Source organism: Ruegeria lacuscaerulensis, from assembly GCF_013034685.1.
Taxonomy (GTDB): domain Bacteria; phylum Pseudomonadota; class Alphaproteobacteria; order Rhodobacterales; family Rhodobacteraceae; genus Ruegeria; species Ruegeria lacuscaerulensis_B.
This window is the reverse complement of sequence record NZ_WQGO01000009.1, coordinates 99728-122643: the sequence shown is the minus strand read 5'-3', so window position 1 is coordinate 122643 and position 22916 is coordinate 99728. Positions and strand designations below refer to the sequence as shown.

Here is a 22916-nt window from a genome sequence, read left to right as displayed (position 1 = left end):
CTGGTTCGGCGGGCAGCTCCATGCCGCTTTCGGCGGCGTGGTCGGCATAGTTCAGGCCGATGCAGATGAACTTGCCGACCTGGCCCACACAGGCCCCAATGCGCGGGTTGCCCTCGACCAACGGCAAGGTTGCCGTGTCGATCGCTCGCAAAGCATCAAGACCGGCATCGGACAACACCTCGCCCGAGATGTCTCCAATCGTGCCCGACAAATCACGGATCGCGCCGTTTCCATCCAGCAGCCCCGGCTTTTCCTGACCAGCCAGGCCATAACGCAGCAGTTTCATCTAAGTCTCTCCTTGCTTACACGGTCCAGCCGCCGTCGATGGCGAAAGTCTGTCCAGTGGTAAATCCACTTTCATCGCTGGCCAGATAGGTCGCCAGCGCTGCAATCTCGTCTGCGTGGCCAATCCGCCCCATCGGTTGCCGCGCGATAAAGTCTTTCAGTGCCTGATCGTAGTCACCAGTTGCCCGCAAACGGTCATGCAAACTGGGGCTGTCTACGGTTCCGGGGCAAATTGCGTTGCAGCGAATGCCCTGTGTTACGAAATCCGCTGCAATTGACTTTGTCAGCCCGATCACCGCAGCCTTGGACGTGCAATAAGAGAACCGGTTCGGCACACCCTTAATCGAAGACGCAACCGAGGACATGTTGATGATCGACCCCCCGCCGGCCTCCAACATGCCCGGCAGCACCAGCTTGGCCAGCCGGTACATTGCCTTGACGTTCAGATCAAAACTGAAATCCCACTGGCCCTCGTCACAATCCAAGATCGAGCCCGCGCCCACAAAGCCTGCGCAGTTGAACAGAACATCCAGAGGACCGGTTTGCTCCACCGCTTCTGTCACTGCATCCGCGTCTGTGACATCCAGCTTCAACGCGGTGACACCTTCGAGTTCGGCCAGTTCAGCCAAGGTGTCGTCGTTGATGTCGCAAGCTATCACCTGAGCGCCCTCAGCCACGTACCTCTCGACGCTGGCGCGTCCGATGCCTTGCCCCGCAGCGGTAACCAAAGCTTTTTTTCCGGCCATTCGGCCCTGAGTTGGGTTCATATCGATCTCGATCATTAGTTCAGATGTTATGTGTTGGCCGATGTGAGCGATCAAAGCCAGCCGTCTTTAGCCTGAGTTTTACATTGGACTTCAGCCTCGCTCAGACCAGCAATGCGTCAGCGCTCTGGAATTTGGCTTGGGCGGTCTTTTCTACCACGATTCCTCCCCACTATATTATTTAAATGCAAATCATACTTTCATTTATAAATCAACATTGACTTCTGATTACGACCCAAGCGATGATCGAACGCTCAGACTCATCGGCCTGACCAGGAGGGCAAAGTGGCAAATTCGTCCGAGAAATACCGCGCTCCAGCGTTAGAAAAAGGACTTGATATTATTGAGCTTCTTGCCCTTCACGGCGACGGAATATCACAAGGTGAAATTGCGCGAGCCTTGCAACGTTCGCAAAGCGAAATTTACCGAATGCTATCCACATTGGTGCGGCGGGGGTATGTCGTTCGATCGAAGGACGGTGATCTTTACTCCCTAAGCCTGAAAATGTTCGCAGTGTCCCAGGGGCATCCACCAATTGAACGCCTGATGGAGGTTGCCTCCCCCAAAATGCGCGCAGTCACCAGACTTGCCTGGCAGTCTTGTCACCTTGGTATGGAAAGCAATGGAGACATCGTCGTCGTTGCTTCGGTTTCGGCCCCAGGAAATTGGGTGTTTTCGTTGCGCGTGGGCACTGTCATTGGCCTAAGCAACACAGGTACTGGCCGCGTTTTGGCTGCGTTTCGAAGTGACCAGCAGATCGAAGAACTTCTGGATATGCATCGGTTGGCACAGGGAGAACCGGAAATCGACCGCAGTGAGTTCCTAGAGCATGTGAGCCGTATTCGGGAAGTTGGTTACGAGCGTATGCCATCTGCAACAGCAGTGGGCGTCACGAACCTTGCCTTTCCCGTCTTCGACCGTGAACGTGTGCCAATTTGTGTCGTGAACTGCCCCTATGTCGAGCGTATCGACAAGTTAGACGTGCCATCGTTGGATGAAGTACATCTGTTGTATCAGTCTTTGGCCGACGAGCTTACCAATTTCTACTCAGGCGAAAGCAGTTTACTGACCGAGCATTGACGGGAAAGGTCATGTGGCCCCATTGAAGCTCCGCTGACCCAACAACGGACGCAGGATATCCGGTGCATTCATTGGCGGCAGCCCTCGGATAAATGCCGTTGGCTTATTCCCGGCTCATACCGGTGCACAGTTCCCTTAAGTTATCGCTTAGAAACGCGAATGCTCAGGCCTTTTTGTTTCTGGGGATATGGACACTGACGTCGGAGACGCGGCTACCCCACTGGCAGCCTCAGCGTGGGGGGCGCTCTCGCGCATTTTAATGCGGACAACGGTGAACATACCAGCCACCAACATCAGCACCCAACACATCCATTGGACAGCTCTGTCACTGCCAAGAAGAGATCCGATCCCCCCAAAAATTGGCCCAACCACACTGCCTACGGTGTAGACAAACAACAAGGTGACAGCTGTGGCGCCGACATAAACAGGAACTGTGCGGTCCATGGCATGCGCAACAAGGACCGAATAGAGCGGCATGATCAGTCCTCCCAGAAACACAGAACCGATGATCATAACAACTTGCAGCACGAGCCCGCTTTCCCCGGCGATTGTAAACCCCTCGTTGCGTGAGGCAATGGACAGGATCATGACGGTCAAGGCGGCGCTCAGTGACATCGCCGCGATCATATAACGGCGGTCCATTCGATCTGATGCGTGGCCGATTGGAAACTGAAACAGAATACGACCCAAGTAGAAGGCTGCTACGACAAACGCGATCATATTTGCGCTCATCCCGGCGACCGAAGCCTGGTAGGGCAAAACGGTCAGCAGCAGCGCCAACACGAAGCCGTTCACAAACACTCCGATGAACGAGGTTGGGGATTCCCGGAAGGACGCGATAAGGCGCAACTGCGCGTGCGCAGGTACACTGGGTGGAGAGGTTCGGGTCGGCACCAGAACGATGATCGCAATCGAATAAAGTGCGGACATCATCACAAACGCTTCGGACAAATCGCCCGAGAACAGTATGATAAAGGCCTGGCTTGCGACAGACGTCACACCCAAAACGATGTAGTAGATGGACAGGATGCGCCCTCTGCTATTTGCGGGTGCAGAGTCGTTGATCCACGCATCCCCAATGGAATACAGGCTGGCCGTCGCCAATCCTGTCGCAAATCGCGCCGCAATTAGGACCAAGGTGTTTTCTGAGATCGACAACAACAGGGCACACAGGCTGCACAATGCCGCCGAGGCTGCAAATGCCCGTATGTGACCAATCCGGGCCAAAGGCCGAAAGATAAAGAAACACCCAAGCAAGAAACCCATAGAATAGCTTGCAGCGACGAAAGACGCTGCCTCTTGGCTGCCACCGGAATCCGCAATGCGCAATGACACCAAGGTGCCCAAAGCCGCCGTCGACAGGTGGATCATTCCAATGGACACAAACAACGAACGCAGAGACACAATGGATATTGTCATTTCAGCCTCATATTGGTTTGCAAGCTACGGCCCCGACGACAGTTGTCGTTGTCTACAGCTTGAATTTCACTCCAATGAGCAAACCGTGCTGTTCAACGTCATAGACGAACCCGTCTCCATCCTCGCGATCGACAGAGAAGTACCGGTAGCCACCGACCACATCCACGGTGTTACTTACCCGGTAGCCGAAACCGCCGAACACATCCGAGGTGAAATCCGACCCCCCACCTCCGACAAATGCCCAACCAGTCACATACCAGTCTTCTGAAACATATGATTGACCGCGAAGACCAATGATACCATCGAACCAATCGTCCCCTCCGCTGACCTCACGGCCCGGAACGGTCCCGGCACTGAGCGAACCGTCAATGGATACGTCATAATACCGAAGGCCAACAGCCAGTTTCAATTCGGATGCTTGAGTTGCTAGTGCCACGTATTCTGTGCCAAGCGTTGCGATCAGAATATCCGTGTCGATAACGGCTGAGCTAAATGCCGGGCCAGGTGTTGAAGCGTCCGAGTCGAAATCGAAATATTGTAGATCACCGAAGATACCGAACCTGTCCTTTGTTGCTGATCCAGCAATCATGAAACCGATTTCCAGCTCGTCCAGCAGGTCACTGAAAGACGCATCGACACCCAATGTCGGCGCTCGCGGCCCCGGAGATACATCGCCATTCAGACTGGGCATCCAAAGATATGGGGTCAGCGCGAAATCCCACCCGGATGCCGCCTCCTGAGCCTGTCCGGAAAGAGGTGCAAAAGTCAGCGCCAAGGCGACAGCAGGCTTCCATGCTGCGATCTGGGTACGTTTTCCCTGATGGCTACTCCGTTGTGTTTCGGACAAATTTTTCCGATGCATGTTTCAATTTCTCCTCAACCAGCGTCATTTTGCATGTGACGGACTATCTGCGCCGCGGGTCGTCTGCACCACGCGTTGGCCGGGGTTGTGGCCCCGATCGTTTCGGTCCACTCGGTATGTGCGGCCATTTTCTTCAGTGTTTCCGGGAATGCGGTGGCCAACACTGTCACGTTGCCATCCCAACCCTGTTCTTCGATCAGCGTCTTGCGGGCGTCCGGCTGTTGGCCCGCGTTATCCTGAACAAACTGATCTGCCTTGGACACTTCAAGCGGGTAGGTCGCCGCGACAAGCATCTGAATCAGCAGCGTACCCGGATAAAGCGCAACCGGAGCGGTAAGTTTCTGAAGCTCTTCCGCCGCAAACTGGGCCTCGTCCGCTGTTTCTGCCGCTTGCTCGGTCGTTGTGTTCTGCGCCGTTGCTCCGACGGGTGCAACCAACACGGCAGCGATCCATAGAAATGCCAAAAGAACGGTCGATCTTGTGCGCATCTCAGGGATTCCTTTTCCGAAATTCGCTAAAGCCGAGAACAAGGCAGTTACTGAAGCGACTGGACGGTCTATTCATCCGCCCACCCTCACAACTTGCAGCAACCCGTCGATACCGGTGCCAATTTTGCGACCCACAGGAAAACTGACATCCGATTCAAAACTTGAGTTTTCACTCAGGGCAGTGCCGATCAACTGCGCGATTTCGGGCGAGTCCTTGAATTTCGAATGTGCCAATGAGCCCGTATTTTTGACTGCGCTAAGGTCGATTGCATTAACGCCCAGTTCGGCCAAATCCTCGGCTGGGATCTGTCCCAGACGCGAGACACCGCCGGCGACCCGTTGGCTGGCCCTAAGCGCCTTGTCATCCTGAGACACAAGCACGACGAACCGTCGATACTGTTCCGGAAACCTGCGAATTTGCGTCAGAAACAGATCTATATCTATATCGGGTGCGGCCAGAACGACGTTTTGGGCCTTCCCCGTCGGGTTCAGCCCGGTCGTCATTGAAATCTGCCGCCCGGCCTCCATGACCAGGAATGTGCCCATCGAATGAGCCACTAGATCGTATCCTTCAATGTTGCTGCTTTCCATGACGGAAAACATGCTGACCAGGTGATCTCGAGCGATCAGGGCGCTGTTTATGTCGTAGACATATTTGACGGTCTGCCCGCTTGAAGCCCAGGTGAACAAGATCGGGACCCCCTTGTATCCGGAATCTTCGACGAATTGGGCCATTTGCAAAACCGCGCTGGTCAGGTTCGTGTTATAGCCATGCACGAACAACAGCACTTCGTGATCATTGCGGGGCAAAGCTCGCACCGAACGGCTGACTTCTTGCCGGAATTGGGTTCCGTCACTGAACAACTGCGGTGCTGTGATCACGAAATGCTTGCGTGGGTCGGCAGGCAGGGATGACGGTCGTTCAATATTCCCTTTCTGATGATCCGGGGGGATGGTGACGTCGACAGCAGCAAAGCTCATGTCAGAGGCGCGGTCGCCTGAAAAGAACTCGGTTGGGTCGTCAGACAGAGCGCGCGGCGTCGCAATGTAGATCCTATGGCGGGTGAGTTCCGGAACGCTGGAAACCGGTATTGCGGTTTCGACGCCCACAAGGTTTTGGGGCCCGCCGCACCCCGCGCAAACACTTAGCAGCATGACGATCAAAAAGCGCATTGAAACCAGTCCTGTTACAGGTCTGTCGAGTGGGGCCGCTATATTGGGCGCCCCCCGGAGGCGTCATTGGAACTGAATCTTTATGGATTGTTCGACCGGGGCCGACAGCTTTACACCCGTGGATTTATGGCGCGCAACGATCACTACGCACGCAGCGTTGACCAGCGTAATATCACCAGCCGATTGAACCGGGACAACACCACCGGCCACTCCGAAATATTGCCCAACAAAATCCAGCGGGTCGGTCAGACCATATACCTCACCCTCAATCTCGCCCACGCGAGCACCCGACTCCAAGGCCTTCACGCCGTTGGCCGAGAAGGGGATCTCTTGCCCGTCATTCAAGGTCAGAACACCTTTGCCCCATCGAACCCCAACAAGGATCGAGAAGCTTTGGCCGTTAAAGGTGATCTTTCCGGAAAGCGGCAGGTTTTCTCCGCAGGGGGCATTGGCCGTCTGCGCTGTGGCCGCAGGTATCTGAGTAAAGGAAAGCGCCAGGATGGCAACGGTATTGAGTGCTGTTTTCTTAGAAATAAACGGGATCATTGCGGTCTCCTACTCGGAATAGGGTTTCAAAGGATGTGTCTCAGGGGACTTATTGTTCGGGTGTTTGCCGCATGAAGAAGAACTCCTCGACAACAGCCTTGGTTTCGGGACGTAGGTTGACGATCCCGTCATAAGGGACACCGGTGCCCGGAGGCGTATCGGGGTATTTCTGTTTGCGTAGGAAATGCCGCTGGATCATGTTGACGAATTTCGCGCTGCCCCAGGCACCGATCTCGGTCGAGACGGGATATTTTTCCTGTGGGTCGCGAAACAGGTCGTAGAAATCCGCGAGGATCGCGTTTTCGATGTTTCCGCCGGGGATCGCCAGCTTGTATTGCTCTTTAACCACGGCCTCCAACTTGTCGATGTTGTAGAGGAACACGTAGTCCCGGCGGCCATGCGCCTCGCCATTCAGCAGCAGGGACGTCTGGTCAATGCCGTCGATAACCCGATCCCGCGGAATTGCATCGGTGGCCCCAGCCACACGCGCTAGCGTTGTGAACAGATCGGTGACATGGACCATATCGCCAACAACCGATCCGGCCTGGATCATCTCGGGCCAGCGAACAAAGGCGTCCACGCGAACGCCACCCTCGGTCGTGGCACCCTTGCCGCCCCGGAAGATCATGGGCGTGTAACCTGACTGAGGCGCGTATTTTGTGAAATGCCCGTTGTCACCCATAATGATGACGATGGTGTTGTCGGCGACGCCCAACGTCTCCATCTCGGCCAAAAGGTCGCCGATCCAGGTGTCCACCAGCTTCATTTTCTCGACATAGTGACCGCCATTGGGCGTCGTGTATTCGCTGGTTGTCGTGCGCGGTCCGGTTAACGGATAAAGCGGCCAGTATTGCAAGAAGAACGGCTCGTCCTTGGCGGCAAGGCTACGTAGCTGTTCCATTGCCTGCTCTTGATATCGCACGTTCATTTCATGGTACTTGGCTTCGTTCCAACGTTCGCCCGGTTCCATATGGACCTCGCGCACGTCCTCGTTGCGCACGCCTTCCACTCCAGTGGCCAAACGCGAAGCGTCAGTGCGCAACCAACGATCCATCGTATAGAGATCGTCATAGTTGTTGTCGCCGATCCCAATCGAGACCTCCTCGTCGGCTGCATCGTCGTGATAGATCGTCAACTGACCCTGCTGATGGATCGGAAAAGCCGCAAAATCGAAACCTTGGTAATTTGGCCAGGACTCGCGGATATCGCCCATGTGCCACTTTCCGATATGGGCGGTGTTGTATCCGGCATCTGACAGCAGTTCGGCCAGTGTCACCTCATCTTCAGCTAGGCCGAAGCCCGCTAACTCGACCTGCGTGTTGCCCATCCCATTCCGATGCGGCTGTCGGCCGGTCATAAAAGCCACGCGGGTTGGTGTGCAGGAAGGTTCCGTATACATCCGCGCCAGCCGCATACCTTCGGCGGCGAATTGATTGATCGCGGGGGTCTTGTAGCCACGGATCATGTTCAGGGTTTCACTGCCCAGATCGCCAAAGCCGATATCGTCAATCAAGATATACAGAACATTCGGTGGCTTGCCGTCATTGGCGTCCTGAAATTGGGCCAGTGCTGCGTCGATTTCCTGATCTTCGCGCGCCCATTCTTCGCCGTTCTGCGCTTCGAGAATGTAGTATTCGGCGTCCCTGACGATCGGCCCGCTCTGCGCGCCGACTTGCGTGCCGGTCAACACCGAAATACCTGCGATCAGCGCGGTTGCGAGGGTGTGGCTATTGCGCGGCTCTGTCATGCTATCATCCCGTTTTCTGATCCAAGAACCCTGATCGCCCTGCGGGTCGGAAACTTCCGAAACAGCCTGAACCATCAGATGGTTGTGCAGACAATTGGATGATGCAAAACGCAACCGAACAATGTAACTTGGGGCGTGTAACCGTTACAGATTGTCTGTGAGGCGACCCGCCTATGGCTGAGACCGAAATTGACAGAGAGGAAAAGCAAGCCGCTCTGCGTCGCGTTGTTGAAAGCGACGAATTCGGCGGGGCCGAACGCCTGAGGGCTTTCCTGACCTACGTGGTCGAACAGGAACTGGCCGGGCGACCAGACATGATTTTGGGAAAAAGGATCCTGGAAGAGGTGTACCACAAAGGCCCATGTGCCGATGGTGCGCCAGAAAACGTGGTCAGGGTCGATGCCACCAGATTGCGCCAAAGGTTAGATCTTTACTATGGCACCGAAGGTCGAGAGGACCCGGTGCGTATTTATATCGACAAGGGGGGCTACACCCCACGTTTCGAACTGAGGTCTAAGACGACCGAGCTGGCCCCTCGGGCTCGTCCCGCATTTCGGGTAAAATGGGTTCTGGGAGGCACTCTTGTTGCAGGGCTTGCGGCAGCGGTCTATTTTAGCTTCTTGCGCACGGACACAACCCCTGAGGCGCTATCGCCTGAAGCACGATCCGCGTTGTTCGAAAATAATCCCACCAACCTGTTGGCCAGAAACATGACCCAAGAGGCGCGGGGCTTGCTATTCCCAGCGCCCGAACTGGTGCGCGTTTCAGCCGCGCTGGACATGTTTGAAGAGGCAATGCGACTGGACCCGAACTACTATGGCAGCTACGCGGGGGCTTCGCAGGCGTCGACCATTCTTGCCGGGCTGTCCCCCAACGCGGAGATGCGTCAGGCCTATATGCAATCAGCTAATGAATTGGCGGAACGCGCGCTCGAACTGGATTCGACCAAATCCTGGAGCCATTCCGCCAGGGCCTTTTCGCAAATGGTACGTCGCGATTTTGCTTCAGCGCAAACCTCCAGTCGCCGTGCCTTAGAGCTTGAGCCCGATGACCTATACGCGCTTGAAATCGATGCCATAATTTCGGTGTTTTCGGGCGATTTCGAACGGGCGATAGCCAACGCAAACCCAAAACTTCATCAACATCGCCCCGGACGGGGACTGCCTTGGCGCAACACGTTGGGGAATGCGTATTTCCACGCGGGTGAATACCAAAAGTCGATCACTCACCTGACGCAAGCGGTCCGTTCTGGAGGTCCCATAAGCGAGATCAACACCGCCCATCTTATCGCTGCCTATCAGGCATCTGGACAGCATGAAAAAGCTAGGGAAATGGTTGTTGCGTTTCAAACGTCGTGGCCGGAAAGCCGTGTTTCGCAGGTCCTAAAAGCCCTGTTCGAGGACATAGCCGATGCAGAACGTGTTTTGCGACAATTGGCGGCTGCTGGATGGATCGATCCGGTCTCGCGATAAGTCCATTCGATTGTAGTATTGTTTCCTTTTTTGATTGCGTGGGTTGGGCTGGCGAGCGGAGACGTGTCGCGGCCAGTTACGATCACGCGGACTCCGCCTACATGCTTCGGAGCTATGTCGATCGCGCAAACATGGTTTGGGCTTCACATAGGCAACAGCGGGCACACTTTTTTGCCGAAGAACAATAGGGATGACCGAGATCGGTAGAACAACCAGCATCCGCTGCAAACCCAAAGGTTTAACTCCGCCTTTACTTATCGATTTTGCTGATCTTTGTCCCCTTAAGACTAGTTCCCGCCATCAAACCTTCCTGACCGAACACTATTGGAACGATATCTCCTTGAAGGTCATTGGTGCCCATGGAAGCAGACCAGCCTTGATCACCACCAACCAGTGTCGGTCCGGTGCCTGCCTCCCAGCCATTGTTGTTGCGAAAATATTCAAGGGCAGCGTCGTTCATGAAGAACATTGCATATGAGAATTGCTGAACACCCGCCTGAAACCCGTATGAGGCACCCGCAATATTGTAGTAGCCCGTTGTGACCCCATTCTCTCGCATGGCGCCTTCACCGAATTGACCTCCGACGACCAAGCCACCTGCAGTGACTTTCGGAAAAATCAAAATGGCTATCGCTTCTTCGGACAAGTCTCTGGCTTCGGATGAGTTGCTGTACAATTGATCAAGTGCGGCACTTGCCCCATTGTCGATTTCGGACGCGGTCAAACCACTGGTCGTGTCCAAAACAGCCTCGCTTGCAGTTTCAGCGACATCACCTGCCTTTTTGGCCGCGTCGGAAACGCCTTTCGTCACCTTGTCCAGAAGGTTTTCCGCATATGCGGATTGCTCGGTGGGAAACCCTAAAATGCCAACAAACAAAAATGCGGCGAAAAATATGAAACGCAACATCTTATCCTCCCTGTTCATCCGAAGTGACTTGGCAAAAAAGCACTTGCTGTCACAGATAGCATAGCTGACTTCGGATTAGTTCAAGTATCTATTGCGCAGCTTTTCCAGATCCTGATCTGTCAGCCCAAGGCCCTCATGCAGGTAATTGTCGACCGAACCGTAAGTCTCGTTCACACTGCTATAGAAGTTATTCAAATACTCCATTCGAACACCCAACGAGGGCCAGACCGCTTCAGGGGTCATGTTCGTGCCGCGTTCAGCGTTCACTTGATCAGCAATTTTCACGGATGCGTTGCGGGCATCCTTGAGAACGTTGCTCATCATGAAATCTGCCTCGATGTCTTCTTGGGTGACGCCCAACGCGCTCAACACCAAGGCAGTGGCAACACCGGTTCTGTCTTTTCCACCCGAGCAGTGATACAGCACAGCCTCCCCCTCCGGTTGCTCGATCAGGACGTCAAACAAAGCACGAAATTCTTTTGTGTAGTCAGTGGCGATATATCCGAAGGCCTCGAAAAAGAGAGTGTCCGTTTGCGTCTCGGTCGCCGTCCCTGACTTGATGCTTGCACGCATGTCTTCGATCATCTGAGCCTCTTGTTCCATGACCGGGAAATTGTAGCGTTCAGGCCCTTGTCCATCCGGCCACAAAACAGGGTCAGCGATCGATTCCAACGTGGTTCTTAGGTCCACTATGGAAGTAACCCCCAGATCCTCGACAAGAGCCATTCCGTCGGCACCCATACGATCAATTTCACCGGAACGAATAAGTTGCCCGGTTCGAATGCTGCGCCCGTCTTTGGTCTGCAATCCGCCTAAGTCCCTGGTATTGGCCACGCCTTCAATCGGGATGGCGCGATCCTCGGAGGCTTGCGTTTGCTCAGCATCCCCCAACCCGCATAAGGCGAGAGCTACGATTGCCGCGCGTACAATGGTCATTTGTTTCTCCTTCCGGGTGGTCTTAGGGTGATGATGGGAATGACCGTCAAGGGTTTGGTGAACCTCAGGTTTGGGTCACGTTTCGACCTTAGAAATCAAACCGAGCGCCGACGAAGGGACCGTCAAAGGTCAAATCCGAAATCGCCTGCGAATTACCGATGTTCCAATCGAGATACCGATAGCCCAGCACCAGGTCCCAATTGTTGATCTTATAATTTGCAGCCAAGCTAAGCTGAGTTGTCAGGTCACTTTCTCCGGCACCGATATCCGCATAGTAGGACATCCCCCAACGATCACTGAACTGGCGTGTTCCACGCAGACCGACCACAACGTCCCAGTTGTTGATCTTACCCGACACACGTTGCGAGCCGCCGGAGACTTCGATGTCAACGGTATTGTCTAGGTTCAGGCTTCTTACCCCGCCTAAAACTGTGAAAAGGGTGCCTGGCGCATCAACCAAATCGTATCCAACCGAGCCCGTAAATACGGTCCCTTCGACATCGACATCCGAAGAGGCAGGGATACCCGGACCGACGGCACTATTTTGATCGTTGCTCAGGTTGAGATACAGTGCATCGACAAAGACCGAAAGCTTTGCGCGTCGCGCTTTGACAGCGCCCATCAACCCGAAGTCGAGATTGTCCAGAATGTCGCTGAAACTTACATCGATGCTGTTCCCAGTGGTTGTTTCACCGCTTAATGCGGGCGCCCAGAGATACAGGTAGGCGGTAAAATCCCAGGTCGGGTTATCTGCCTTCGCGGGCAGAGCAAATCCGGCCCAAAACGCGCAGGCAATCGCAGACAAGCGCCATCTCTTTCCGGCGAAAAAGGTACTGTTCATTTTCAGGGCCTTTGTGAAATTTCTAAGTGCGTAGGGGCGCAGAGGTGCAAGCTCTGCGCCCGGCTGAGTGGTTTATTGCCAGCTCATGAACACGTCGCGTGTTTCCTCACTTTCAGGACGCAAGTTCTCAATACCGCCGTAGGGAATGTCTTTACCAATTTCCGAGTTGGGATATTTGGCCATCATCTTTTGATGTCGCTTGACCATGTCCTGGAACGAGGCGCCGGCCCAAAGAGAATACCCAACTAGCGGATGTTCTTCGCGCGGGTCCCTATAGACATTGTAGGTCGGCGCAGCAGCCCCCGGAGCACCCGGCGCAGGCAGATGCATCTTGAATTCCTGTTTGACGATCGACCGCAGCACGGGGCCTTCGTAGACGTAAACATAATCACGCCGCCCATTACCTTCACCCTCCAGCAGCAACGCTGTTTGGTCGACCCCGTCAATTACTCGGTCCCGCGGAATGAATTCTGTCGCCCCGGCAATGCGCGCGATCGTGGTGTAAATATCCGAGACGTGGAAAATGTCCCCTGCAGCGCTGTCAGCTTCGATCACACCGGGCCAGCGAATAAACGCATCCGTGCGCACCCCGCCTTCCAGATGCTGAGTTTTGCCGCCGCGATAGATCAATTGGTTCAGGCCAGAGGTTCCTTCGTAGTGATACATCAGGCCATTGTCGGCCATGATCATGACGATGGTATTGTCGGCCTCACCTGTCTCCTCTAGCTTGGCCAGAACGTCTCCGATCCATTCGTCCAAAAGCTGCAACTTGTCCGCATGAAACCCGCCGTTGCGCGAGAGGGCTTGATCCGGGTAGACAAAGTTCAACGGGTAAAGCGGCCAGTATTGCAGAAAGAATGGCTCATCCAGCGCCGCAACGCGCTCAAGCTGCTCCATCGCTTGCGCCTGATAGCGCTCATTCATCTCTTCATATTTGGCCTGTGTCCACTCTTCGCCCGGGGCCATTTCAACCTCGCGCGCGGGCCCGCCTGCTTCGGCCTCAACCCCTGTCACCAAGCCGTAGGGTTTAAAGCGCTCGTCCAGCAAAAATTGGTTGTTCTGACCCGAGGCATGGTATCCCAACATATTGTTGGCCTGCATTGCCTCGCGGGTCATCAGGCTTAGCTGCACCTGTTGGTGCAGCGGAAAGGCTGCGTAGTCGAAACCCTGATTGTGGGGATAGGCCTCTTCGATATCGCCCTGATGCCACTTGCCAACGTGAGATGTGTTATACCCCACCTCTTTCAGAATCTCGGGAAGCGTCACTTCGCTGGCAGGCAGACCCTCACCAACCAGAGCGACCTTGACCTCTTCAACCCCGGCCCGGATCGGATGCCGACCGGTCAACATAGCTGTACGTGTCGGCGTGCAGGACGGTTCAGTGTACATCCGCATCAGCGACATGCCTTCGCGGGCAAAACCGTTGATATTGGGTGTCTCGATCCCCATCACATAGTTCATCTTTCGCTCGCCCATCTGGCCGAAGCTGATGTCGTCAATCAGAATATACAAAAAATTCGGAGGCTTACCCCCGTTGGCCTCACGAATTTCAGCAAGTTTGGCGTCGATCTCGAGATCCTGCGCGTCCCACTCCTCTCCAAACTGAGCACGCAAAAAGCTGAATTCGCCGTCGTGTACAATGGGGTCGCTTTGCGCAACAACCTGCCCCCCGGTTAGGAATGTAAACATGGTTGTGGCCAACGCCATATATCTCAAACTAATCGTCACTGCAGGCTCTCCAGTTGGTGGTTACGTCTTGCAACGCCGCCACAAGAAGGTCGTGGCATTGGGCCGATAATGATTGATCGGACTGATGTGCCAGCTCTGTTAGGCGTCGGTACTCGGGCGGGGTGACAAAGGTCACAACCCTTTTGGAACGGGCGTCGGCATTTGGCAGACGTGGTCTGCCCATGCGAGACTTGGAAGCTTGACGCGACACTTGACTTGGCCCCCCTCCAGTTTGTTTTCTTTACCGGTAAACTGTCAGGATGCTGAAATGGACCACATCAAAAATCGGCCAAATCCTCAGGAATACGATGCCAAGGCCGCTGAAGCGACCCCTTCTGCGATCGTGCTAGATCTGATGCATCCCAATGACCTTGCCGCGATGACGCCCTGGGAACTGGATTTTCGCCAGCTTGACCCCGGCCCTTTGTCCACACAAATCGCGGTGCGCTCTAGCCCGACATGTTCTGTTTTGAACATCTCGCTCAGCGGTGCGGTTCACCAACGCGGCGTCTCACCCGACGGGTGGAGCACATTCGGCATTTCCCGCAGAGGTACAATAGATTCCTGGCAAGGATGTGCGCTCGACGACGACGCCTTTCTAACTTTTGGTAACAAAGATGGTTTCGACGGCGTGTCTACGGGACGTTTCTTTGGCAATGTCGTTTCTTTTAACACCCGGCGGTTCCAGAAGCTCGCCCAGTGTTGCGGATATTCTATCGCAAGCGAAGGCCCGGCGCTGCGACTACAGATTTCCGATGGTAATGCGCGCAGAATGGATTGGCTGGAACGAGAAATCGCAAATCTGTTGAAACACTCGGATGAGCCATGGAACGAAGATGTTGAAGAAGCTCTGATGATCAAAGTGTTAGCCATCCTGACCAGCAGCGCAGTTCATCAAGACAAGAGTTCAGCCCAAACCAGACGCCGCGCCCTTAACCGGGCTTTGGAGATGATGAACGACAATGCGCTGGAGCCCGTTTCCATCGAAGACCTGTGCGCAGCAACCGGCGCGTCATTGCGCACCCTGAACCGCGCTTTCAACGAACGCTTCGGGTATGGTCCAAAAGCATATTATATGCGACTGCGATTGGACGGTGTTCGCGAAGATCTACTGAACGGGGCTGGAGCGAAATCAATTGCCGATATAGCCAACAAACATGGGTTTTGGCACATGGGGCAATTCGCCCGAGACTATCGGCTGTTTTTTGGCGAATTGCCGTCAGAGACGCAGAGCGTGACGGTCTTCAAGCACCTCGGAATAAATTGTCCTATAAGAGCTTGAACACACGGGCCCGGCGATACCCACCACCCGACATCCAGCCCGCGACGCTCTAAAAGGGACACCATGAACATGTTTCCGGTGGCAAGCACCAACAGGGGAATTCTGTGCGCTTTGAACCTGTCAACTTATTCGTCCGGCTCGGCGGGTGGGGGCAACAGGTTCATCTCGGTTCCGGTCAGTTGGGCGATCAGGCTTTCAAGAGCAAAGTCGCCTGGGTTGGCGCGACTGGCAGCCGCGATGAGTTCTTCGACCTTTTCCTGCTGCCCGGAAACCGCTGCGATGCGGATACGCATGATCCAGGCGTCGACCAGCATGGGGTCCATTTCAACGGCGCGGGCAAAGGCCTGATCGGCGGCGGGAAGGTTGCGGGTGGTCAACGCAAAACCGCCCAGTTGCAAATGGGTTTCGGGAAAGTCCAGCCGCGCAGCCATCGCGCTTTGCCACTCGCCAATCGCCGAACGGAACGCGGCCGCAATCTTGTCAGGCAAATGCGCGATGGGCGCATTATAGAGCCCACGCGCCGCCGCAATTCGGACATTGCGTCTGGGATCATCCAGCATGGGCAACACTCGCTGTACCCGCTCATGACCGGGCAGGCTGTGCATGGCTTCGACAGCGGCGGATCGGATCACGGGGTCTGCCGCGTTGACCATATCCGAAATGCGCCCGATCTGTTTGGGGTCGCCGGTCTGGCCGATCAGCCAGATGGCAGTCGCCCGGATCAGTGCCGGGCTGCTGGCACTAAGGGCCAGGTCCACCAGATCGTCCGAGGCCAATGTGGGATTGATCTGCGCCCGCGCCAAAACCTGCCCGAAATGCGGCCCGCGGTTGGAACTGTCTGGGAACCAGTCGCGCAGCCGTGCTGCGGCCCAGTCCGGGGTCTGATCGGTGTGGCAGCTGGTGCAGGCATCCGGCACGCCAGTCTCGGCGCTCAGATCCGGGCGGGGGATGCGGAAGGAATGATCGGCCCGCCAGTCATTGCCCATATAGACCTGCTCTGTCATGTGACAGGACCTACATTGCGCCCCGGCACTGTCTTCTGGGTGATGGTGATGGGCGGGGCTGTCGAATTCGACCGGCGGCAGGCTGGGAAAGCGCGGGTTGCCATCGGGGTTATGACACTGTGCGCAGACGGCGTTGCCATCAGCTATGACTTCGGCGCTATGGGCATCGTGGCAATCGGAACAGGTGACGCCCTTTTCATGCATTTTCGATTGCAGGAACGACCCGTATACATAGACCTCATCCCGGATCTGACCATCGGTGTAATAGAGGCCGGGCCGCAGCAGCGATAGGTTGTAGGCGTCGTGATAGGCGGTGCCCGGTTCAGGGTTGCCATCAAAGAACGCCTCGCGTCGGGAATGACATCCGGCGCATTGTTGGATCAGCCCTTGCGGTGTCGACAGGTCAGCCGACAATCCAAAGTTCAAGGGGGGCTCGCCAGCGCTCTGAGCCCATCCCACATGATCACGACCGGGGCCATGGCAGGCCTCGCAGCCGACGCCAATCTCGGCCTGAGTGGTCTGATATGTATCCGAGGCCGGGTCGTATCCGGTGTCGTACCCGGTGGCATGGCAGACGCCACAGCGCGCGTTCCAGCTTTTGTACGGCCCCGTCCAGTGCAGCGCGTCCGAGGGTGGCACGTTCTGATCCGGGTAAAGGTGGAACCATTCGGACTTTTCCGTATCCCAGACCACGTCGAAGCTCTGCAACCGGCCGGGCTCGGTTTCCAGCAAGTATTGCTGCAGAGGTTCGACACCGACAACTGAATGCACCGGGTAGTCGGTTGTCACACCGTCGCGCTCAGTCACGGTAACGTGGTGGGTGCCGTCTGCTTCAATCCGAAACCGCGCGGTCATGTCGCCCAACGTGAAAGTTGTCCCGTTGAAATCCGCGCGGATGTTGTCGGGTACGGCCTCAGTCCAGGCCCCCGCGTGGTGCGAGCCTTTCCAGGCATCAGCCTCGGCGCGGTGGCATTCGGTGCAGGCGTCCGAGCCGACATAATCTGCGCTTTGAGCGATAGCCGGCACAGCAGGGCCAGTAAGGGTTAACAGGGCAGAAATGAGCAGGCGCATCAGAGTCCTTCGGTCGGTCAGGCAGGGCCCGTGGGATTCAGCGCGGGCAAAGGCTGTGCCGCGCGGGTCAGAGTGCCCGAGTGCCGGGCGGCGGACAAGGCCCTTGCAAGCGCAGCCCAGGCTGCCCCCGGCTCGCTGTCTTGCGGGCCATAGGCGGCGGCACCGATATTGGTCAGGGCAAGCTGGACGTCTGTGTGTCGACGCGGGTCGGCACCCTGTGTCATCGCCGCCCATCGGTCCAATGCGCCATAGAGGGTGTGAAGATCCCGTGCCTTGACGGTGTGCATCAGGTCGCGGAACAGGCTGGCCTCTGTCGGGGGCGGTAGGGACGCGTCACGCTTGCGGGCTCTGTGGCGGATCAATCCTATGGCGGCCAGAGTTCCCAGAAGCACGGTTAAAGCCATATAGATCAGAGTCGCCCGGTCGGCATCGGCCACGCGCGGCAAGATCGGGCCATCGACGTTATAGGGGATGGCCTCGACCGACGTGGTTTCGATCTGTCCCGTGTTTGTGTTGAACCAACGCAGCTTGATGACAGGCAGGCTGCTTTGAGCGCCGCTTTCCGCCAAATAAACCGTACGTTCGGAGCGGGTGCCGACGGTCTTTCCCCGATTCTCCCGGTCCTGCACCGTCGAGCTGTCAGGATAGGCCGCCAAACCGGGCAAAGCGCCCGTGGGCGCAAGCGCGGGCAGCAGAATAGCGCTGCTTCCCGTAATTTCAGCAGTGATAGTGCGGGTCAGAGTATCGCCGGGTTCCAGAGCCTCGGCTGATCCCTCGACGGTCTGCGTCAGACTCAGCGCTTCAGCGGCAATGAAAGGGTCAAGCGACTCGGACCCACTAGGCACCGTGGCAGTGAAGCTCTGCGCAGCCAGAGAGAGCGTCGTTTCAACAGGCGCGTTGGTCTCGGGGTCGGCCCATGTAACCGTGATCTCCAGCGACGGAATCCCAAAATTTCCCGCCACCATCGGCGTCACCTTGTAGCGTCTGCTAACACCCGACCAGTTGCTGGCGCCCACACGCTCAGTCACGGGGCCCGACCCGCCTTCAGGCAACGAGATCATCAGGTTCGGCTGATCAAAGGTCGGAAACACCGGAGGGCTGGGCATGTAGGTCGGCACCAAAACGGTCACCCGCATATCCAGCGCCTGACCGGGCACGACGTCCATGGCCGACATTTCGACCCGCGCGACGGGCTCGGTTGGCGTGGCGGCTTCACTGCCGTCGCGGGCGTCTTCCTCGGCCTTGATCTCGGCGTTGGATTTGAAACCTGGAAACGGGTCTTGCGCCGCCGCGACATCGGGTACAATTGATGTGCAAAGAGCCGCTAAGACAGGCCAGAGTTTCATTGCTCGCCCTCCGCAGCCGCCTGCGTCGCTTCCAGCAAGAAGCGACTTTTCAGGAAATCCCCAGTCTCGGTATCAACAGAGTTCATCCATTGTTCGGCGCTCTGCAGCCCGGCGGCGGCGTCCTCTTGCGGCAGGTCGACCTGAAGCTCCTGACCTTTGTTTTCCTCGTTGTCATAGGTCACGTCATCGGCGCGCAGCTCGGTCTGGTCCTGCGTATCCTGCGCCTCTTGCGCGGCTTCGACATACGCGACGATCTGTTTTGCGATCTCCAGATTTTCAGCAGCACCAGGATAGTCCGGGTCGCGCGTCAGAGCGGTTTCGAACGACCGAACCCCGTCACGGTAAGCCCGATTTCGGATGTTTGACAGACCCTGGATCATGGCAGCCTGTGCGGTATCCACACGGTCCAGCACCTGCACGGCTTCGGCATAGCGGCCCGCCCGGTACATGGCCCATCCGCGCCACAGCGGGTCACCGAACAGTTCAGAGGCGCGCGTATAATCCTTGCGATCATAGGCACGCTGCCCCTGCTGGTCAGGCGTCCAGAACCAGTCAGCCAGGCCGTCGGCGCGCGCCTGCCCGGGCGCCATCAGCATAAGTGCAAAGACCGCGGCACCCCAATGCATAGTCCAGCCCCGCCGAAACCACAAAAGCAGCAACAGTGCCGCAGGCCACGCCAGCAGCGGCCCACGATCCAGCCATGGGTCATCAGAGTTTTCCAGCAGACTTTGCCGGTATGAGGCATTCAGCGTCCGGTCCAGACGCCGGATATCGCTGCCATCGGGCTGCACAGCGATCACCCGATTGCCGAGCGCATCAAGCCCTCGGTCGCGCGTGCCTTCGGGCAGCATGGACAGAACCGCAACCGGCATCGGGGCGGTTTCGACCGCACTCACATCCGCCGGATCAAGACCATCGGCAACCAGCAACAACGCACCACCGCCTTCGTCCTCGATCAGGGCTTGAGCGCGGCTCAGGGCTTGTGCAAAATCCGCGCCCTCCTTGGGCATCACGTCTGGCGAAAGCCCTTCGAGATAAGGCAGGATGATCGAGGCATCCTCGGTCATTGGAACCACCACATGCGCGCTGCCTGCATAGGCCACCAACCCCGATCGCCCCCCTGCCCTCAGGTCTAGAAAATCGCGGATCTTTTGCTTGCCGCGTTCCAGACGGCTGGGTGCAATATCGATGGCGTCCATCGATTTGGTGACTTTCAGAACCACTGCCACCGGCGCGGATTGCGCCACCAGAGGGTTGGGTTGCCGTGACCAAGTCGGTCCTGCAGCCGCCGCGGCGAGCAACAACAAAGTCAGCGCAACCCCATCTATGGGCCGAATGCGGTGCGCCTGATTGCGTCCGACTTCCATCGCAGCTTGCAGATGCGGCGCGATGCCCTGAGACAGGGAGCTACGCCCGGACCGACGTCGTCGGGTGAGCCACCATAACCCGACGATCACTGGCACCAGCAGCAGCCAGAGCGGCCGTAGGAAATGGAACACCGACATGGCCAGTAGCAGATCGCTCATGCCTGCGCCCTCCCACCACGGTGGCCCAACGACAACCATCCCATCGCGGCGCAACCCAGCAGCGCAGCCAACCCCAGTGGTATCCACGCCAAAGACTGGCGCGGGCGATAGGACAGGGTTTCGACCTGACGCGGGCTTTGTTCGTCGATTCGGGCATAGATGGCGGTCAGGGCGGACTGGTCGGCGGCAAAGAAGTACTGACCACCGGTGCGGCGAGCGATGTCTTCAAGCGTTTTGACATCCACCTTGTCCTCGCCCGAAGCTTCGGGATCGCCAACGCCGATGGTCATGATGGTCACGCGGTTGTCTTTGGCAATCTCGGCTGCGTTCACCGGGTCCATCCGGCTGGAGGTGTCGCTGCCGTCGGACAACAGGATCAAGACGCGTTCGTCAATCTCACTGGCTTCGAAGGTATGGATCGCCAGCCCGATAGCATCGCCAAGCGCCGTTTGGGGTCCGGCCATGCCAACCTGCGTGCGGTCCAAAAGATCGGTGATCGTCTGCAAATCCTCGGTCAGCGGCGCCTGCAAATACGCCTTGGACCCAAATACGATCAGCGCCACCCGGTCGCCTTCTCGCCCCTGCACAAAAGCGCGTACAACATCCTGAACGGCCGAGAAACGCTGCCGTTTCTCGCCTTGTGCATCCGTGAAATCCACAGTGTCCATCGAGCCAGACACGTCGATGGCAAGGATCATGTCGCGGGCTGATTTTTCGATCTCGACGGGGCGACCGACCCGTTCTGGCCCTGCCAGTGCGATCACGATCAACCCCCAGCAGAACGCTGCCGTGATCATCTGTATCCGCGTTCGGGCCAACACCACAGATCCGGCGCGTGGTTCCTGCCCCAGCGCATGCGAGACCTGACGGAAGAAGGGCACCCGCAGCGCCGTCACGCGTTCTCTGTGCGGTGGCGCGAAACGCCAGATCAACCAGGGCAGTGGCAGAAGCAGAAAAGCCCATGGAAACGCCAGTTGGATCATGAGGCCACCTCGCGCTTATGTGCCTTGATCCAGCGGGCGACGCGCGCGGTCAGATCCGGCGAGGCTCCGGTGTTGCCGTGATAGGGTGCATCAAGCAAAAGCGGGCGCAGAGCGTCATTCCACGATGCACCCTCGGTGCGTTCCAGAAAGGCGATCCAGTCCATTCCCTGTAATCCGGCTACCAAGCGCCGGTCATAAGCCACCAGCGCCGTGCGACGCAGGATTTCGGCGACCTGCGCGGGGTCATCCGCGGCCTGCGCCAGCTCTGCCAGCGCTGCGCGGCGATAGGCGTTGACGCGGTACCGGGTAATCATGCGCCACAGCACAAGTACCGCCATCGCTGCTAGAAGCGCGCCCACAACGGCCCAGCCGACCGTTTGCGGCATCATCGACACGGGCGGCGGCGGATCTGGCACAACCAGTTGATCCAGCAGGTCGACCAGCGAAGTGCCGGTGGGGATTTCCGTTTCGTTCATTTCGGTCCCAGCCCCATCAGATGCCGGATCTGCGGCAGGGTTTCCTCGGCCGCTGTCAGCGGCAGAACGGGCACGCCGAACCTGCGCTGCCAATCCAGAACCTGCGCCACGCGGGCGCTGGCGAATTCTCTCAGCGCCGCATGTTGTATTGAGTCGGATGTTTTGATTTCAGCCTGCAACGCTCCGTCCGAGATGATCAGTGACAGATCGCGAGGCAGGTCCTTGGCGAAGGGATCCGTAATCAGTCCCAAGATCAGGTCGTTGCGCCGTGACAGGCCTGAGACCAACCGTTCGGTTTCTGCATCAATCACATCGAAATCACTAAGCACCACAATCAGATGATCGCGCGGTGCGATCCGAGCGACGGCGCGCAGCACGTCGGTCAGGCGGATCGGATCGGTCTCGGGGGCCTCGGCGTGCAATTGTCCGTTCGCCTCCGCCAGAATGGCCATAAAGCGCGACAGCGTGGCCCGGCTGCGCGCGGGTTTGATTTCGGCGATCTTGTCGTCGGTAAAGACGATGCCGCCCACCCGGTCGCCCTGATCGAAAATCCGATAGGCCGACAAGGCCGCAGCCTCAGCCGCGGTGACCGATTTCATGTTCAGGACCGAGCCGAAGAACATCGACATGCGCTGATCCACCACGATCAGCGTCGGACGGTCGCGTTCCTCGGTCATGACGCGGATATAGGGCTCACCGGCGCGGGCGGTGACTTTCCAGTCAATCGCGCGGATGTCGTCACCGGGCAGGTAGCCGCGCAGTTCCTCGAAATTCAGCCCGCGCCCGCGCAGGCGCGAGGCGTGGCGGCCATTCAGCACCGAGCGCGCAGGCTGGCGCGGCAGAAACCGCAGCGCCTTGGCGCGCGTCTCAAGCGCCCGCAGATGCGCGATATCAACCCGAACGCGCGGGTCGTCGGTTTCGGCGGGCCGGGGTTTGACGCGCCCCAGCCTGAGGGATGCGTTTCGGTTCAACATCTGCGC

The 22916-nt window shown here is 57.3% G+C and carries 20 protein-coding genes and 1 pseudogene; 3 read left to right on the top strand and 18 right to left on the bottom strand.

Annotated features, from left to right (window positions below):
- Both GOV80_RS19510 and GOV80_RS19505 read right to left on the bottom strand, forming a co-directional pair.
- Positions 1-286 (bottom strand): annotated as a pseudogene (locus GOV80_RS19510) (2-hydroxyhepta-2,4-diene-1,7-dioate isomerase); the annotation flags it as partial.
- Between the two features lie 16 nt (positions 287-302).
- Positions 303-1067: an SDR family oxidoreductase gene (locus tag GOV80_RS19505; protein ID WP_214648077.1), complete on the bottom strand. Its 765-nt coding sequence runs from the start codon at positions 1065-1067 to the stop codon at positions 303-305.
- Positions 1068-1334: 267 nt separating this feature from the next.
- On the opposite strand from GOV80_RS19505, the gene GOV80_RS22680 reads away from it, so the two are divergent.
- The gene (locus tag GOV80_RS22680; RefSeq protein WP_170775035.1) at positions 1335-2129 is read left to right on the top strand and encodes an IclR family transcriptional regulator; all 795 of its coding nucleotides are present in this window, start codon (positions 1335-1337) and stop codon (positions 2127-2129) included.
- A gap of 147 nt (positions 2130-2276) precedes the next feature.
- On the opposite strand, the gene GOV80_RS19495 is transcribed toward GOV80_RS22680, so the two are convergent.
- The 6 genes from GOV80_RS19495 to GOV80_RS19470 all read right to left on the bottom strand — a co-directional run bounded on the left by GOV80_RS19495 (position 2277) and on the right by GOV80_RS19470 (position 8364).
- Positions 2277-3548: an MFS transporter gene (locus GOV80_RS19495; protein ID WP_170787244.1), complete on the bottom strand. Its 1272-nt coding sequence runs from the start codon at positions 3546-3548 to the stop codon at positions 2277-2279.
- Positions 3549-3600: 52 nt separating this feature from the next.
- Positions 3601-4410, bottom strand: coding sequence for a hypothetical protein (locus GOV80_RS19490; protein ID WP_170787241.1), 810 nt, complete (start codon positions 4408-4410; stop codon positions 3601-3603).
- 14 nt (positions 4411-4424) lie between these two features.
- Positions 4425-4898: a DUF3300 domain-containing protein gene (locus GOV80_RS19485; RefSeq protein WP_170787239.1), complete on the bottom strand. Its 474-nt coding sequence runs from the start codon at positions 4896-4898 to the stop codon at positions 4425-4427.
- A 72-nt stretch (positions 4899-4970) separates the two neighbouring features.
- A complete protein-coding gene (locus tag GOV80_RS19480) occupies positions 4971-6071 on the bottom strand; it encodes an alpha/beta hydrolase (RefSeq protein ID WP_170787237.1) in 1101 nt (366 codons plus the stop codon).
- Positions 6072-6134: 63 nt separating this feature from the next.
- Positions 6135-6617 (bottom strand): hypothetical protein, encoded by a 483-nt coding sequence (locus GOV80_RS19475; protein ID WP_170775044.1) that lies wholly within the window; start codon positions 6615-6617, stop codon positions 6135-6137.
- 49 nt (positions 6618-6666) lie between these two features.
- The gene (locus tag GOV80_RS19470; RefSeq protein ID WP_170787235.1) at positions 6667-8364 is read right to left on the bottom strand and encodes a sulfatase-like hydrolase/transferase; all 1698 of its coding nucleotides are present in this window, start codon (positions 8362-8364) and stop codon (positions 6667-6669) included.
- A gap of 173 nt (positions 8365-8537) precedes the next feature.
- Here GOV80_RS19470 and GOV80_RS19465 point away from each other — a divergent pair, with 173 nt between their 5' ends.
- Positions 8538-9836 (top strand): tetratricopeptide repeat protein, encoded by a 1299-nt coding sequence (locus GOV80_RS19465; RefSeq protein WP_170787233.1) that lies wholly within the window; start codon positions 8538-8540, stop codon positions 9834-9836.
- A 250-nt stretch (positions 9837-10086) separates the two neighbouring features.
- On the opposite strand, the gene GOV80_RS19460 is transcribed toward GOV80_RS19465, so the two are convergent.
- From GOV80_RS19460 to GOV80_RS19445, 4 genes are all read right to left on the bottom strand, one after another.
- Complete coding sequence (locus GOV80_RS19460) at positions 10087-10761, bottom strand: lipid-binding SYLF domain-containing protein (protein WP_170787231.1); 675 nt, start codon at positions 10759-10761, stop codon at positions 10087-10089.
- A gap of 57 nt (positions 10762-10818) precedes the next feature.
- Positions 10819-11679 carry a tyrosine-protein phosphatase gene (locus tag GOV80_RS19455; RefSeq protein WP_170787229.1) on the bottom strand — a complete coding sequence of 287 codons (861 nt, stop codon included), beginning with the start codon at positions 11677-11679 and terminating at the stop codon, positions 10819-10821.
- Positions 11680-11767: 88 nt separating this feature from the next.
- A complete protein-coding gene (locus tag GOV80_RS19450) occupies positions 11768-12484 on the bottom strand; it encodes a porin family protein (protein ID WP_170787227.1) in 717 nt (238 codons plus the stop codon).
- Between the two features lie 108 nt (positions 12485-12592).
- Positions 12593-14248: a sulfatase-like hydrolase/transferase gene (locus tag GOV80_RS19445; protein ID WP_336510180.1), complete on the bottom strand. Its 1656-nt coding sequence runs from the start codon at positions 14246-14248 to the stop codon at positions 12593-12595.
- A gap of 268 nt (positions 14249-14516) precedes the next feature.
- Here GOV80_RS19445 and GOV80_RS19440 point away from each other — a divergent pair, with 268 nt between their 5' ends.
- Positions 14517-15530, top strand: coding sequence for a helix-turn-helix domain-containing protein (locus GOV80_RS19440; RefSeq protein WP_170787225.1), 1014 nt, complete (start codon positions 14517-14519; stop codon positions 15528-15530).
- Positions 15531-15655: 125 nt separating this feature from the next.
- On the opposite strand, the gene GOV80_RS19435 is transcribed toward GOV80_RS19440, so the two are convergent.
- Genes GOV80_RS19435 through GOV80_RS19410 form a run of 6 tightly spaced genes read right to left on the bottom strand, consistent with a single transcriptional unit; the run spans position 15656 to position 22910 of the window.
- Complete coding sequence (locus GOV80_RS19435; protein ID WP_170787223.1) at positions 15656-17605, bottom strand: multiheme c-type cytochrome; 1950 nt, start codon at positions 17603-17605, stop codon at positions 15656-15658.
- A gap of 17 nt (positions 17606-17622) precedes the next feature.
- The gene (locus GOV80_RS19430) at positions 17623-18951 is read right to left on the bottom strand and encodes a BatD family protein (protein WP_170775058.1); all 1329 of its coding nucleotides are present in this window, start codon (positions 18949-18951) and stop codon (positions 17623-17625) included.
- Positions 18948-20477: a VWA domain-containing protein gene (locus GOV80_RS19425; RefSeq protein ID WP_170787221.1), complete on the bottom strand. Its 1530-nt coding sequence runs from the start codon at positions 20475-20477 to the stop codon at positions 18948-18950. The genes GOV80_RS19430 and GOV80_RS19425 overlap by 4 nt, the downstream gene beginning before the upstream one ends.
- Positions 20474-21460: a VWA domain-containing protein gene (locus GOV80_RS19420; protein WP_170787219.1), complete on the bottom strand. Its 987-nt coding sequence runs from the start codon at positions 21458-21460 to the stop codon at positions 20474-20476. Before GOV80_RS19420 ends, GOV80_RS19425 begins: the two co-directional genes overlap by 4 nt.
- The gene (locus tag GOV80_RS19415) at positions 21457-21936 is read right to left on the bottom strand and encodes a DUF4381 domain-containing protein (RefSeq protein WP_170787217.1); all 480 of its coding nucleotides are present in this window, start codon (positions 21934-21936) and stop codon (positions 21457-21459) included. The genes GOV80_RS19420 and GOV80_RS19415 overlap by 4 nt, the downstream gene beginning before the upstream one ends.
- Positions 21933-22910, bottom strand: a complete 978-nt coding sequence (locus tag GOV80_RS19410; protein WP_170787215.1) for a DUF58 domain-containing protein — start codon at positions 22908-22910, stop codon at positions 21933-21935. The genes GOV80_RS19415 and GOV80_RS19410 overlap by 4 nt, the downstream gene beginning before the upstream one ends.
- Positions 22911-22916: the final 6 nt, after the last annotated feature.